Consider the following 13737-nt stretch of genomic DNA (forward strand, 5'->3'; position numbering starts at 1 on the left):
GTCCGTGACCATGACTGTCCCGCCAGCCGCAGGTGGCTCTGACCCGGTGAAACTGTCCAAGACGGAGCAGGCCCACGAGTTGATCCGCGCGAAGATCACCTCGGGGGAGTACACCCCGGGGCACCGTCTCGTTCTATCCTCGATCGCCGAGGAACTGGGAGTATCCGTCGTTCCGATCCGCGAGGCAATCCGCCAGCTTGAGGCCGAGGGGCTGGTCACCTTCGAACGCAACGTCGGAGCGAAGGTACGCATGATCGATCGGAACCAGTATCTCGACTGCATGCAGACGCTCGCGGTACTGGAGGGACACGCCACCGCACTCGCCGCGCCCTTCCTCACCCCGGGTGAATTGGCGAAGGCCAGGGAACTGAACGAGAAGATGGAAGCCACCCTCCGGGACTTCGACGCGGTCGAGTTCACCATCCTCAACCGAAAGTTCCACCGCACTCTCGTCGGACGCTGCCCCAACCGTCATCTCATCGACCTGGTGACCCAGGAATGGGCGCGCCTCAGCCACCTCCGCGAGTCGATCTTCGCGTTCGTTCCCGACCGGGCCAGGGAATCCGTCGAGGAGCACTACCGGATACTCGCGATGATCGAGGTGGGCGCGGACCCCGAGTACATCGAGAAACTCGTCCGCCAGCACCGTCTCACCACACTTGACCACTACCTGAACGCCGACAAGACAGACAAGACAAAGGACAACACAGACAGATGAGCACTGACCGCCTCCCCGCGAACCTGCCCGAGAAGATCCGCCACTACATTGGCGGCGAATTCGTAGACTCCGCCGACGGGGACACCTTCGATGTCCTGGACCCCGTGACCAACGAGACCTACATCCAGGCGGCCTCCGGCAAGCAGGCCGACATCGACGCCGCTGTGTCCGCCGCAACGGCCGCCTTCAACGAGGGCCCCTGGCCGCAGATGCTCCCCCGCGAGCGGGCGCGCATCCTCATGCGCGTCGCCGATATCGTCGAATCCCGCGACGCCGAACTCGCCGAGATGGAGTCCTTCGATTCCGGTCTCCCGATCACCCAGGCCAAGGGGCAGGCCCGCCGCGCCGCCGAGAACTTCCGTTTCTTCGCGGACCTCATCGTTGCCCAGACCGATGACGCATTCAAGGTTCCCGGTCGCCAGATCAACTACGTCAACCGCAAGCCGATCGGCGTCGCGGGCCTGATCACCCCCTGGAACACCCCGTTCATGCTGGAATCCTGGAAGCTCGGCCCGGCGCTGGCCACCGGAAATACGGTGGTGCTCAAGCCCGCCGAGTTCACCCCGCTGTCCGCGAGCCTCTGGCCCGGCATCTTCGAGGAAGCCGGTGTACCTGCGGGAGTCTTCAACCTGGTCAATGGCTTCGGTGAGTATGCCGGTGACGCCCTGGTCAAGCACCCCGATGTCCCGCTGATCTCGTTCACCGGGGAGTCTCGCACCGGCCAGATCATCTTCGGCAACGCAGCCCCCCACCTCAAGGGCCTGTCGATGGAACTCGGCGGCAAGTCCCCGGCCATCGTCTTCGCCGACGCCGATCTCGACGAGGCGATCAACGCCACTATCTTCGGCGTGTTCTCCCTCAACGGCGAGCGCTGCACTGCCGGCTCCCGCATCCTCGTCGAGCGCTCCGTCTACGACGAGTTCGTCGAGCGCTACGCCGCCCAGGCCAAGCGTGTGAAGGTCGGCCTGCCCTCCGATCCAGCCACCGAGGTCGGCGCCCTCGTCCACCCCGAACACTTCGACAAGGTCATGTCCTACGTCGAACTCGGCAAAACCGAGGGCCGACTCGTCGCCGGCGGTGGCCGCCCGGAAGGCTTCGAGAACGGCAACTTCGTCCAGCCCACCGTCTTCGCAGACGTGCCCGCCGACGCCCGCATCTTCCAGGAGGAGATCTTCGGCCCCGTCGTCGCCATCACCCCCTTCGACACGGAACAGGAAGCCCTCGAACTGGCGAACAACACCCGCTACGGGCTGGCCGCCTACGTCTGGACCGGCGACCTCAAACGCGCCCACAACTTCGCCCAGAATGTCGAGGCCGGAATGGTGTGGCTCAACTCCAACAACGTCCGTGACCTGCGCACCCCGTTCGGCGGCGTGAAGGCCTCCGGTCTCGGGCACGAGGGCGGCTACCGCTCCATCGACTTCTACACCGACCAGCAGGCCGTTCACATCAACCTCGGCGAGGTGCACAACCCCGTCTTCGGCAAGCAGGACTGATCAGACTTACCCACCACCGCCGTCAGACGCCGCCCCCGACCGCACCCGCTGCGGGAGGGACGGGCGTCGACAGGCGCCCCTGAGCACCAAGGAGAGAGTACGTGTCCAACCCCATCACCACCCCGACCTCGCCGCCGCCGGACGTCCTGCGCTGCGCGTACATGGAACTCGTCGTCACCGACCTGAAGCGGTCCCGCGATTTCTACGTCGACGTCCTAGACCTCGTGGTCACCTACGAGGATGACGAGGCGATCTACCTCCGCTCCATGGAGGAGTTCATCCACCACAACCTCATCCTCCGTAAGGGTGAGACCGCCGCCGTCGCGGTGTTCAGCTACCGCGTCCGCAGCCCCGAGGACCTCGACCGTGCCGAGGCGTTCTACCGGGAACTCGGCTGCCGGGTCGAGCGCAACCCGGACGGCTTCGTCCGCGGCATCGGTGATTCCGTGCGCGTCCAGGACCCGCTGGGCTTCCCCTACGAGTTCTTCTTCGACGTCGAACACGTCGAGCGGCTCTGCTGGCGCTACGATCTCTATACCCCAGGTGCTCTCGTCCGGCTCGACCACTTCAACCAGGTCACCCCGGACGTTCCGAAGGCCGTCAAGTACATGGAGGATCTCGGGTTCCGCGTCACCGAGGACATCCAGGACGGTGACGGAACGGTCTACGCGGCCTGGATGCGCCGCAAGCCCACCGTCCATGACACCGCCATGACCGGCGGCGACGGCCCCCGCATGCACCACGTCGCCTTCGCCACCCACGAGAAGCACAACATCCTGGCGATCTGCGACAAGATGGGTGCCCTGCGGCTGTCGGACCGCATCGAGCGCGGGCCCGGGCGCCACGGCGTGTCCAACGCCTTCTACCTCTATCTCCGGGACCCCGACGGACACCGCGTGGAGATCTACACCCAGGACTACTACACCGGCGATCCGGACAACCCGCGTGTGACCTGGGACGTCCACGACAACCAGCGCCGCGACTGGTGGGGAACCCCCGTCGTACCGAGCTGGTACACCGACGCCTCCCGGGTCCTCGACCTCGACGGCAACCTCGTTCCCCTCGTGGAACGCACCGACGCCTCCGAAATGGAGCAGACCATCGGCGCCGACGGGTTCTCCTACACCCGCGCCGATGACGAGGACATGCCTGACTGGAAGAAGGGCGAGTACAAGTTGGGCCACCAGCTCTAGCCACCCATCGACTCCCCGAACAACCGGCCCACGCAGGAGGCACCATGCTCGACAGCAAGACCATTGAGGCGATCGCGGATGAACTCCGCGACGCCGAAAACAACCGCACGATGATTCCCTTGCTCACCGCCCGACACCCGGAGATGACGGTGGAGGACTCCTACGCCGTACAGAACGAGTGGCGGCGCCGCGGTATCGCCGCCGGGCGTCGCCCGGTCGGCCGCAAGATCGGGCTCACCAGCAAGGTGATGCAGGTCGCCACGGGTATCACCGAACCGGACTATGGCGCGATCTTCGCGGACATGGTGTACGAGTCCGGCTCGGTCATTGAGCACGGTCAGTTCTCCAATGTGCGTATCGAGGTCGAGCTCGCCTTCCAACTGAAGGAGGGCCTGCGGGGGCCGGACTGCACGGTCTTCGATGTGCTGCGCGCCACCGAGTACGTCGTACCGGCTCTGGAGATCCTGTCCTCGCGGATCGAGATGGAGGGCCGCACCATCGTCGACACCATCAGTGACAACGCGGCGATGGGGGCGATGGTCTACGGGGGGCGCCCGGTGGCGCCCGATGCGGTGGACCTGCGCTGGGTTCCCGCACTGCTCTACCGCAACGAGACCATCGAGGAGACCGGCGTCGCGGCCGCGGTCCTCGGTCACCCCGCCACGGGTGTCGCCTGGTTGGCGAACAAGCTCGCCGAACACGGTGACCACCTGGAACCTGGGGAGCTCATTCTCGCCGGTTCCTTCACCCGCCCGATGTGGGTGGACCCCGGGGACACGGTCCACGCGGACTATGGCGAGTTGGGGAGCGTGACATGTCGTTTCGAGTGAGCCTCCCCGAACCCTTCGGTCGACGTCTCGCGGGTGCCGACCGGCCGCTCACCGGTCTGTGGGTGTGCTCCGGGTCGCCCGCGATGGCGGAGATCATGGCCTGCAGCGGTGCGGACTGGCTGCTCATCGACGGCGAGCATTCCCCGATCGGGTTGGAAACCATCACCAGCCTGCTGCGTGCCGTTGCCCCCTATCCGGCGATCCCGGTTGTGCGGGTACCGGTGCTCGACACCGCCCTGATCAAGCAGTACCTCGACCTCGGCGCCCAGTCGATCATGGTGCCGATGGTGCACACCAGACAGGATGCGGAGGCGGCCGTCGCGGCGATGCACTACCCGCCCCGAGGTGTCCGTGGGGTGGGCAGTGCGCTGGCCCGGTCTTCCCGGTGGAATGCGGTGCCGGACTACCTGGGCACAGCCGGGGAGACCGTGAGCTGCATCGTGCAGATCGAGTCGCCGCAGGCGGTGGAGAACGCCGCCGAGATCGCGTCCGTCGCCGGGGTCGACGCCGTGTTCATCGGCCCATCCGACCTCGCCGCTTCAATGGGGGTTATCGGCCAGCAGTCCCACCCGGATGTGCTCGACGCCGTCTCCCGGGCGATGTGCGCGGCGAAGGACGCGGGTGTTTTCGTCGGCGTCAACGCCTTCAACATCGAGCAGGCGCGGCAGTACATCGACGCAGGAGCCGATTTCGTCAACATCGGTGCCGATGTCCAATTGGCGGCCACCGCGTCCCGGGCCCTGGTCACCGATTTCAGAAAAGAGGATTAGGTGATGAACACCGACACCATCGACGTCTCCGCCCTGGTGCGGAGTGTTCCCACGGGGCTGCTGATCGACGGCGAGTTCATCGAGGCCGCCGACGGAGCGACCTTCGATGTGGTCAACCCGGCGACGGAGGAACGCCTCGCGACGGTCGCGTCGGCGGGGGAACGGGAGGCCCTGGCTGCCCTCGACGTGGCGTGCCGGGTGCAGAGCCGGTGGGCGCGGACCCCGGCCAGACAACGCTCGGAGATTCTGCGCCGCGCCTTCGAGCTGGTGCGGGAACGCGCGGAGGAGTTCGCCACGCTGATGACCCTGGAGATGGGTAAACCCCTCGCGGAGGCCCGCGGTGAGGTCGCCTACGGTGCGGAGTATCTGCGCTGGTTCGCCGAAGAGGCGGTGCGGGCTCACGGCCGTTTCGACGCCGCCCCCGAGGGTGGGCTGCGGATGCTCACCCGCCGCAAACCCGTGGGCCCGTGCCTGCTGATCACCCCGTGGAACTTCCCGCTCGCCATGGCGACCAGGAAGATCGCCCCTGCGGTTGCCGCCGGGTGCACGATGATTCTCAAACCCGCTGAACTGACTCCGCTGACCAGCCAGTTCCTCGCCCAGACGTTGATGGATGCGGGCCTTCCGGCAGGCGTCCTCGCGGTGCTGCCGGGGGCTGACCCCGCTGCGGTGTCGGCCCCGCTGCTTGCCGACGCCCGGCTGCGCAAGGTCTCCTTCACAGGTTCCACGCGTGTGGGCAAGCTGCTGCTGCGGCAGGCCGCCGACGGCGTGCTGCGCACCTCCATGGAACTGGGGGGAAACGCCCCGTTCATCGTCTTCGACGACGCCGATCTCGATGCGGCGGTGGACGGCGCGATGGCCGCGAAGATGCGCAACATCGGTGAAGCGTGCACAGCCGCGAATCGGTTCCTCGTGCAGGAGAGCGTGGTAAACCAGTTCGCCGCCCTGTTCGCGGAGCGGATGAACACCGTCAAACTCGGGAACGGGATGGAACCCGGAATCACCTGCGGGCCGTTGATCTCCCGGCAGGCCAGAGACCGGGTCGCGGGCCTGGTCGATGATGCCGTCGAACGTGGTGCGACGGTGCTCACCGGTGGTCGTCCCGTCCCGGGGCCGGGCTGGTTCTACCCGCCGACTGTCCTGGTGGATGTGCCAGCGGGAGCCAGGGTGCTCACCGAGGAGATCTTCGGTCCCGTCGCGCCGATCATCACGTTCCGCGACGAGGACGAGGCCCTGGCCCTGGCGAACGACACGGAATACGGGCTCGCGTCCTACGTGTTCACCACCGACGCCTCACGGATGTACCGGATGGCGGACGGCCTCGACTTCGGGCTGATGGGATTCAACGCCGGGATCATCTCGAACGCGGCGGCACCCTTCGGTGGGGTGAAGCAGTCCGGTCTTGGTCGGGAGGGCGGCGCCGAAGGACTCGATGAGTACACCAGTATCCAGTACATCGGTGTCACCGACCCCTACGCTGAACGGGAGTGATCCTGATCCGGGACCTATTCCCGGCCAGAACAATGATGACGGCCCACCGTAGAGGGGGCCGTCATCATTGTTCTGCGTAGATCAGGACGCGAAGGTCACCGGGACCTCGGCGACGTCCTTGAATCCCTCGGAGTGGTCACCGAAGACCTTGAGCACGCACTCGTCGGTGAGACAGTCGACGCCGTCACCGGAGGGGCTCGCGGTCAGGGTGAAGGAGGCGGTTCCGTCCTCGGAGATCTTCGCGTTGCCGCGCTCGTTCTGCAACCACGCCTGACTCTCCGTATCTCCCATCTCGCCGGTGCAGACCGGAACGGGGGAACCTTCGGGGCCCTTCGCCGCGCAGATCGCGGCGTAGTAGCCGGATTCGGGGTTCAGCCCGGAGACCTCAACGGCGACGGTATCGCCGGCCTTGATGCCGTCTGCATTGTCGACGGTGATCTCGACGTCGGAAGACCCGGAGGCAGCCTTCGCCGAGGTGGAGGACGGCTCTGACTTCTCGGAGGACTTCTCCGAGAGACCTGCGGAGGCAGACTTGCTCATCTCGGAGATACTGGAGCTGACCTCGGATGCGTCGGTTGTCTCGGAGGTCTCGGAATTCGAGCACGCGGCGAGCGGTGCCACGAAGATGAGGGATGCGGCAGCGAGTGCCGTGGTACGTGTGGTGAAGAGTTTGTGCATGGGATGCCTTTCGTCGGTGATGCAGGTGTCACTGATCATTGCCGGATTGGTCCGGCATCTCGTCAATACGGTGCTGATCGGTGGAACTGACGAGGTTCTGGGCGGATTCTATCGCGATTTGGTTTCTTCGGTACCCCGGAGTAGCAATGACAACCCCGGTAGGGGTGATCACCGATGATCTCGGGGCCGGGTGGGGGAGAACCGTCGCGCCCGGTCGCCTGAGGAATATTGCATACGGCGGTGGTATCTACCGCGCTAACCGAGCAGCAGTGGCGGGAGGTCAGGGACTGGCAGGTGTGGCCCGGGGTGGAAGATCGCTGCGGGTCGCCTTCCCGATGATCCACCGCAGCAGACCCTCGAGCGGGCCACGGCGGAACCGCCACCGCCACAGGGATGAGATGAGCAGAGCCCCGAGCGCCGTCACCCCGAAGCCGTCCACGTCGAGCCCGTTCTGCTGCGCTGGCAGCGGTGCACCGGCATCCCCCTGGTTTTCTTTCTCCCGGATGTACTCGTCGAAAAGTCGCTCCTGTTCAGAGAGGAAATCCTCCCACAAGTGTTCCTCGCGGGAACGAAAGTCCTCCCAGCCCGTCGACTCGCCGACGGTCCGCTGATACTCCTCCCACGCGGGTTCGTTCGGGAACTCGACAGCCGATGAGGACGACGGATCTCCGTCGTCCAGAGAGGCGTCCAGGGTCCACCCTGCATCGTGCTCCGGCCGATCGGAGGAGGAATACCCGTGTCCGATTAACGTCATGAGGGAGAATCCCGTGAGCATCGTCGCGGTGAGAACGTGGGCGACATAGACGGTGAGTGCCATCGACCCCGTGGCGCGCAGCGGGTAGAGCAGCACCTCGGCCCAGCGGACATGGCACGCCAGCAGACAGAGCCCGACGGTGGTGACGGCGGCACCGACGCTGACGAGCACATCCCCCAGACCACCGCTGTGCGGCGCCGCGGAGAGGAACAGATCCCGGGCGACGGTGAGATCGGGGTCGTGGAAATCGAAGAAGGGTGAGTCGTGCCCGATGTCGAGCACGTCGAGGCGCCACCACCAGATGCCCAACCCTGCGACCACCGCCCCGATCGTCGCGGCGACCGTCCATGCTCTAGGCCCGGAGTAGATGAGATGACGGTGCAGCAGGATCCCGGTGATCCCGTACAACAGCCAGGCGGGGAGCGGATAACCGAGGGTGATCAGCATCGGATAGAAGTCACTCAGCCGTAGCAGGGTGGTCACCGCCGCGCCGAGCAGGAACAGCACAGCCCACCAGATGAGAAGAGTCCTGGTCCGCCACCGCACGGCCGGGGTGAGCAGGATTATCTCGATACCGATCGCCATGAGCACGACGGCGATCCTGGACTGCATGTAGGTCAGCGCCAGGCCGATCACGACGACGAGCATGCCCCGCACGTAAAGTTTGCTCCGCGAGCTCGCGAGGCATTCACCACCGGCGATGGCCCCCGATTGGCCCATGAAACCCAGCGAGACCCCTGTGAGCACCGCGAAGAGCGCGGAAGGCAGCCCCGTAGCTAGTATGTGCGCCGCATTTCCGGTAAAGGAATCTTCGGATATACCGATGTGGGCGAACATCATCCCGACGATCGCGAGCGCCCGCGCGACGTCGATACCCGCCACCCGGGAACCTGTCCGGACCTGCACAGGCGGGGATTGCGTGACGGTCACGGTGTTCGCCTGGGGCACGGGGTTCTCCTTCGTGGGGGTCCCGCCGGAGCGGGCTGACGAGGTGGAACCTTACCAGCGTCTGAGAGCTTCTCAGCCTGCCTCCGGGACAGTGAGCTGCGCCGTCATCCCGATCGTCACTGTCTCCCCGGGTGCCACGGACATGCCCGCGAGATCCGGACCCAGGAGTGCGGGTTCGACGCACACGAAGCGCCGCCATTCGCCCTCTCCGAGGTCCCGCATACCCGCGGCCGACTGCGCGCCGGGATTCCAGACGATGATCGAGTCCGTCCCACGGCCCGTCACATCCACCGTCCGGGTGCCGTCAGTCAGCGTCGCGGTCGTACCCGCGGGCGCGGTGACGATGGTGTCGTAGAGGCCGTCGAAGGAGATCGCGCCCTCGACGGTTCCGACGTGGTCGGTGACGCGGTCGAGAGCCGGTGAGCCGTCGAGTCCGGTCACCGTCGCCTGATCGATGTCGTCGATCAGGTAGTACGGGTGGAACCCCAACTGCAGCAGACGGTCGGCATCGGCGTCATTGTGGGCGGACAGCTCCACGAAGACGCCGTTTGTCGTCGGGTCCGCGGTGAACGACAGGCGCCAGTCATCGTGGTCCAGTGTCGCGGCAAGGCCGGTGTCCGTCCTCCGGCAGTCCCATGCCATGCGCCGCGCGAACCCGTGGGCGGGTTCCTCACCCAGGAGGGTCCCGAACCACGGGGCGAGCAGCGGAATCCCGCCACGGATCGGGGTGCCGACCCCGCAGCCGGTGGTGGAGCTGACGAAGAGCAGTTCACCTCCCGGGGTCTCCACCGACACGAGGTGAGCACCTGCGGGGTGGAAGGTCAGGCCGTTCGAGGTGATCAGATCATGAGTATCCATACCTCCCGAATGTAGTCCCCCGGGCACCGGGGAGGCCGCTATCCTGGAACCTTATGACGGTCACCACCACCAGCCGACGGTTCGGACACACCTTCCGCAGCCACACCCTCTCCGTCCCCTGGGATCCGGCGGCCCCGGGACGGGGAAACCTCGACCTCTACGCCCGTGAGATCATCCCGGATGGCGGGGAGAACCTTCCCGTCCTCATCTTCCTGCAGGGCGGCCCCGGCAACCCTGCTCCCAGGCCCACCGGCATCAGTGGCTGGATCGCTGAGGTACTGAAAACCCACCGCCTCGTCCTCCTGGACCAGCGGGGAACCGGGCGCTCCGGCCGGATCGACGCAGCCTGCCCGCACATCGACGCCGCGGACCTCACCGAACGGCTCACGCTGCTACGTGCTGACCTCATCGTCGAGGACTGTGAACGGCTCCGGGAGTACCTCGGTGTGCAGCGGGTTTCGCTCTACGGGCAGAGCTTCGGCGGCTTCTGCATCACCACGTATCTCTCCCGTCACCCTGATCGCGTGGACACCGCACTGCTCACCGGCGGACTGCCGACCATCAGCCGGAGCATCGATGACGTCTACCGCGCGACCTACACCCAACTAGCCCGCCGCCACCGGGACTTCTACGCGCGCTTCGACTGGGTCGAAGACCGGATCCGCGAGGTCTGTCACCACCTGGACAACTCCGACGAACGACTCCCCACCGGTGAACGCCTGAGCTCCAGAAGGCTCCGGCTCATCGGAACCGAACTCGGTCGCGGCGCCGGATTCGACACCCTCTCCTACCTCTTCGAGCAGCCCTTCCACGAGGTGAAGGGGGAGAAGCGGCTGCGCCGGGATTTCCTTGACGACGTTGGTGGGCGAGTCAGCCTGGAACGGCACCCGCTCTACGCGGTGATTCACGAGTCGATCTACGGGGGCACCGTCCCCGGCGCCACCGACTGGTCCGCGCACCGCATGCGCACCACGGTGGAGGGCTTTGCCGAGGACGCCGACCCCCGCGACCTCTCCGAACCCTTCTACCTCACCGGCGAACACATCTACCCCTGGCAGTTCGAGGAGGACCCGGCTCTGGTCCCGTTCCGGAGCGTTGCCGAGGATCTTGCGGTGAAGGATGACTGGTCTCGCCTCTACGACGCCGACGTGATCGCGTCCTCTCCGGCCGTCGCCGCAGCAGCGATCTACGTCGACGACATCTACGTTCCGATGCAGATGTCCCTGGAGACCGCGGAGGTCTACCGGGACCTCAGACCCCACATCACCAACCGGTTCCAGCATGACGGCATCCACCACGATGGCGCGGGCATCCTCGGTCGCTTGCTGGAACTGGCACGGGATCACTGAGGGAGGTTGTGCAGTGGCCGCCACGCGCTAGGGTAGAGGCACCCCCGGATACCGGGACGATTCGGAAATGACAGACACCGTCACGGAGGACACACCACGTGAATGACAAGGACCACCTCGACACCGGGGCATTCGACGCAACCGGACACGGTGCCGATATCCCGGACAACCTCGAGGGCCTGTTCGAAGTTTTCCGGATCGACGAGGAGCATGTGCTCGACCTCGAACGGATTTTGCCGCAGGCCTACTCCTGACCGGGTAGCTCCACACCGGGCCCCGGGTAGGAATCCTGGGCGCCGTGCCCCGTGACCGCGAATGCGCCGACCCGCACCGCGTGCCGCGTGGCCGTCACGAGATCATCCCCGGCGGCGAGTCGGGCCACGCACGCCCCAGCGAACGCGTCCCCCGCACCGGTGGTGTCCACCGGGGTGACTGACGGACTCGGGATCCGCTCGCAGCCCTCGGGCGTCGCCACCAGTGCGCCCTCCGCACCGAGCGTCAGAATGACTGAGGAGAAACCCGCCTCCACGAGCGCCCGGGCACAGGACTCCGGGCCGGCCGCAACCGCAGCGGCACCGTCTGCACCCAACTGCGTAAGGATCAGGCCGGCCTCATGCTCATTCGCCATCAACGGATCGGCCCGCAGCAAAGCGTCCCGGTCGACCTCCACCACAGGCGCGAGATTGACCACCACCCGCCCCGTGGCCGCATCCACTGCAGCGTGAAAACCGGATGCCGGTATCTCACCCTGCAGGAGAACGATCCCAGCCTCAGCCACCGTTCCACGCCACCTGTCGACGAGATCCGCGTCCACCGCGCCGTTCGCGCCGGGAATGACCATTATCGAGTTCTCCCCGGTCGGATCCACGGTGATCACCGCGAGGCCGGTTGCGCCGGGAAACTTTTCCACCGCAGCCAGGTCCACACCGGAGGACCGGAGGACCGCTGTCGCCGGTGCGGCGTACGCGTCATCGCCCACGGCACCCACGAAATGGACTTCTGCACCCTGCAGCGCGGCGGCGACCGCCTGATTCGCCCCCTTGCCGCCGGGGGAGATGCTTCCACCCGACGCCATGACGGTTTCACCTGGTCCGGGGCGCCGTGCGACTGAGACGGTGAGATCGGCGTTGATGGAACCGACGACGGTGACGGAAAGTGGCTGCGCATTCATGATTCTCCTCCGTGTTTCGGTGGGATGGGACTGGATCCGTATTGTGTCCCGACATTCCTTCGGGTCCATTGTGTCAGGGGAACGATCCGTACGGTACAAGTCTTCGTCACCCAGTCTACGAAGATAAAAAATGCTGTGGAGGGAAGTCTCTCAGATCAGGTTTCTGGTGCAGCATTTTCTCGGAAAAACCGACGCGTGGGGAGGATTTTCATATTTTTTCATTTTGTGAGGGCCGTGACGGTTAAAAAAGAAATCCTGAAAAGTTTTATGAACAGCCAGTTCAGGAGCATTTTTGCGCCCATATGTTTCCCCAGTTTTGGTCTGGGCGGGTGTTTTTTCCGCAGGTTGACGCCATGACCTTTACCTGAGAGATTTACTCATATATTATAGTCTATAACTAAGTGTGTGGAAACAAATCCATGTGCAGCAACAATCAGATTTTTGTGAAGTTCGAGATTCTCGGACCCGCAATGTTGGAGGGATCGTATGAGGGTAAAAACAGGAAGTGGCAGAAGTGGGGTTGGAGCCCTGCTTCTGGCGGTGGTGCTCATAGTGTTTGGGCTGGCAGTGCCGGCTCAGCAGGTGTATGCGGTTGGGGCAGTGTCAGCGGGAGATCCGGTGCCGACTCTCGATGCCAAAATTAAGATGAAGTCAAGCTGGGATGGGGATACGATCTCGATCAGGTATCCGGGCGAGAGTAATGCCCACAGTTCGACGGTCAAACTTTTCAGGATGAAGAATGATGCTACTAATACGTGGCCTTATTCTTACTGTTTGAACGCTCCGCTTGGGGTTACCAGGAACTCGATCTATCAGCCCTCCACGTTTGAGGCTGAGGGAATCCCGAACGCGGGCAAAGTTCGATGGATATTGAACCATGCTTATTATGACGTAATATCAGGAGCAGCGCTCAGTACCGCTGCCGGTATAAATACAAATAACCGCGATATCCTGGTCACTGGAACCCAGGCGGCCATCTGGCACTTCACCAATGACATCACCGTTGAGAGTTGGGGGCCCAACGGTACTGCCGTCAAGGCGGTTTTTGACTATCTCGTGGACAGTGCGAAGGATATTCCGGCACCTGAGTACCCGGTAGTCATAAGTCCTGGTCTCAAAACCGGAGAGTCCGGATCAGATGTCGGCCCCTTCAGCGTCTCATCGACGGATAGCAACGCGACACTCGCCTTGATCGGTGCACCTGCGGGACTCACCATGGTTAATGCGAACGGAGATGATCTCGGACGCCAGACCTCACTGTCCGGAATCCAGGAAGTCTTCGTCCGTGTTCCGGCCGACCAGATTCCGGGCACTGCACAACTCCGTCTTTCTGGAAGTGGTGACCTTCCGGCAGGAGCGATACTCAAGGATATGGGAAGCCGGGGGACGTCCGTCGGCACGGGGCAGCAGCTCGGTGTCGCGCGAAGCACGGGTCCATACGACCAGGAAATCCTGGCTGCGGTCGAATGGACGGAGCCACA

Annotated in this window: 13 protein-coding genes; 9 read left to right on the forward strand and 4 right to left on the reverse strand. The window is 64.7% G+C overall.

The annotated features are described in order from the left end of the window. The first annotated feature begins 10 nt into the window (after positions 1-10). From QWU44_RS10995 to QWU44_RS11020, 6 genes are all read left to right on the forward strand, one after another. Positions 11-718 (forward strand): GntR family transcriptional regulator, encoded by a 708-nt coding sequence (locus QWU44_RS10995; protein ID WP_370915714.1) that lies wholly within the window; start codon positions 11-13, stop codon positions 716-718. Beyond that, positions 715-2214 carry a 5-carboxymethyl-2-hydroxymuconate semialdehyde dehydrogenase gene (gene hpaE, locus QWU44_RS11000; RefSeq protein ID WP_370915715.1) on the forward strand — a complete coding sequence of 500 codons (1500 nt, stop codon included), beginning with the start codon at positions 715-717 and terminating at the stop codon, positions 2212-2214. Before QWU44_RS10995 ends, hpaE begins: the two co-directional genes overlap by 4 nt. A gap of 101 nt (positions 2215-2315) precedes the next feature. Then, positions 2316-3407, forward strand: a complete 1092-nt coding sequence (gene hpaD, locus QWU44_RS11005; protein ID WP_370915716.1) for a 3,4-dihydroxyphenylacetate 2,3-dioxygenase — start codon at positions 2316-2318, stop codon at positions 3405-3407. Between the two features lie 44 nt (positions 3408-3451). Next, positions 3452-4237, forward strand: coding sequence for a 2-oxo-hept-4-ene-1,7-dioate hydratase (gene hpaH, locus QWU44_RS11010; RefSeq protein WP_267173963.1), 786 nt, complete (start codon positions 3452-3454; stop codon positions 4235-4237). Further along, positions 4222-5007: an HpcH/HpaI aldolase/citrate lyase family protein gene (locus QWU44_RS11015; protein WP_370915717.1), complete on the forward strand. Its 786-nt coding sequence runs from the start codon at positions 4222-4224 to the stop codon at positions 5005-5007. The genes hpaH and QWU44_RS11015 overlap by 16 nt, the downstream gene beginning before the upstream one ends. A gap of 3 nt (positions 5008-5010) precedes the next feature. Next, a complete protein-coding gene (locus QWU44_RS11020) occupies positions 5011-6498 on the forward strand; it encodes an NAD-dependent succinate-semialdehyde dehydrogenase (protein WP_370915718.1) in 1488 nt (495 codons plus the stop codon). A gap of 81 nt (positions 6499-6579) precedes the next feature. Here QWU44_RS11020 and QWU44_RS11025 read toward each other — a convergent pair whose 3' ends face one another. The 3 genes from QWU44_RS11025 to QWU44_RS11035 all read right to left on the reverse strand — a co-directional run bounded on the left by QWU44_RS11025 (position 6580) and on the right by QWU44_RS11035 (position 9736). After that, positions 6580-7215 carry a neocarzinostatin apoprotein domain-containing protein gene (locus QWU44_RS11025; RefSeq protein ID WP_370915719.1) on the reverse strand — a complete coding sequence of 212 codons (636 nt, stop codon included), beginning with the start codon at positions 7213-7215 and terminating at the stop codon, positions 6580-6582. Positions 7216-7456: 241 nt separating this feature from the next. Further along, on the reverse strand, positions 7457-8878 hold the full coding sequence (locus tag QWU44_RS11030; protein ID WP_370915720.1) for a heparan-alpha-glucosaminide N-acetyltransferase domain-containing protein: 1422 nt from the start codon (positions 8876-8878) through the stop codon (positions 7457-7459). Between the two features lie 72 nt (positions 8879-8950). Further along, positions 8951-9736, reverse strand: a complete 786-nt coding sequence (locus QWU44_RS11035) for a D-hexose-6-phosphate mutarotase (protein WP_370915721.1) — start codon at positions 9734-9736, stop codon at positions 8951-8953. Positions 9737-9789: 53 nt separating this feature from the next. Between QWU44_RS11035 and QWU44_RS11040 the strand changes: the two genes are divergently transcribed. Both QWU44_RS11040 and QWU44_RS11045 read left to right on the forward strand, forming a co-directional pair. Then, positions 9790-11085, forward strand: coding sequence for an alpha/beta fold hydrolase (locus QWU44_RS11040; RefSeq protein WP_370915722.1), 1296 nt, complete (start codon positions 9790-9792; stop codon positions 11083-11085). 98 nt (positions 11086-11183) lie between these two features. Then, positions 11184-11339, forward strand: coding sequence for a hypothetical protein (locus tag QWU44_RS11045; protein ID WP_370915723.1), 156 nt, complete (start codon positions 11184-11186; stop codon positions 11337-11339). On the opposite strand, the gene QWU44_RS11050 is transcribed toward QWU44_RS11045, so the two are convergent. Beyond that, the gene (locus QWU44_RS11050; RefSeq protein ID WP_370915724.1) at positions 11330-12256 is read right to left on the reverse strand and encodes a ribokinase; all 927 of its coding nucleotides are present in this window, start codon (positions 12254-12256) and stop codon (positions 11330-11332) included. The genes QWU44_RS11045 and QWU44_RS11050 overlap by 10 nt on opposite strands. A 774-nt stretch (positions 12257-13030) precedes the next feature. Here QWU44_RS11050 and QWU44_RS11055 point away from each other — a divergent pair. Then, positions 13031-13737: thioester domain-containing protein (locus QWU44_RS11055; RefSeq protein ID WP_370915725.1), on the forward strand; the 707-nt coding region annotated here is incomplete at its 3' end.

The sequence above is a fragment of the Corynebacterium sp. CCM 9203 genome, from assembly GCF_041357675.1.
Lineage (GTDB): Bacteria > Actinomycetota > Actinomycetes > Mycobacteriales > Mycobacteriaceae > Corynebacterium.

What these genes read in the sequence shown, in the direction of transcription:
- hpaH (WP_267173963.1), top strand. Translation starts at nt 3,452, where the DNA reads ATGCTCGACAGCAAGACCATTGAGGCGATCGCGGATGAACTCCGCGAC.
- QWU44_RS11015 (WP_370915717.1), top strand. Translation starts at nt 4,222, where the DNA reads ATGTCGTTTCGAGTGAGCCTCCCCGAACCCTTCGGTCGACGTCTCGCG.
- QWU44_RS11025 (WP_370915719.1), bottom strand. Translation starts at nt 7,215, where the DNA reads ATGATCAGTGACACCTGCATCACCGACGAAAGGCATCCCATGCACAAA.
- QWU44_RS11050 (WP_370915724.1), bottom strand. Translation starts at nt 12,256, where the DNA reads ATGAATGCGCAGCCACTTTCCGTCACCGTCGTCGGTTCCATCAACGCC.
- QWU44_RS11020 (WP_370915718.1), top strand. Translation starts at nt 5,011, where the DNA reads ATGAACACCGACACCATCGACGTCTCCGCCCTGGTGCGGAGTGTTCCC.
- QWU44_RS11035 (WP_370915721.1), bottom strand. Translation starts at nt 9,736, where the DNA reads ATGGATACTCATGATCTGATCACCTCGAACGGCCTGACCTTCCACCCC.
- QWU44_RS10995 (WP_370915714.1), top strand. Translation starts at nt 11, where the DNA reads ATGACTGTCCCGCCAGCCGCAGGTGGCTCTGACCCGGTGAAACTGTCC.
- hpaE (WP_370915715.1), top strand. Translation starts at nt 715, where the DNA reads ATGAGCACTGACCGCCTCCCCGCGAACCTGCCCGAGAAGATCCGCCAC.
- QWU44_RS11040 (WP_370915722.1), top strand. Translation starts at nt 9,790, where the DNA reads ATGACGGTCACCACCACCAGCCGACGGTTCGGACACACCTTCCGCAGC.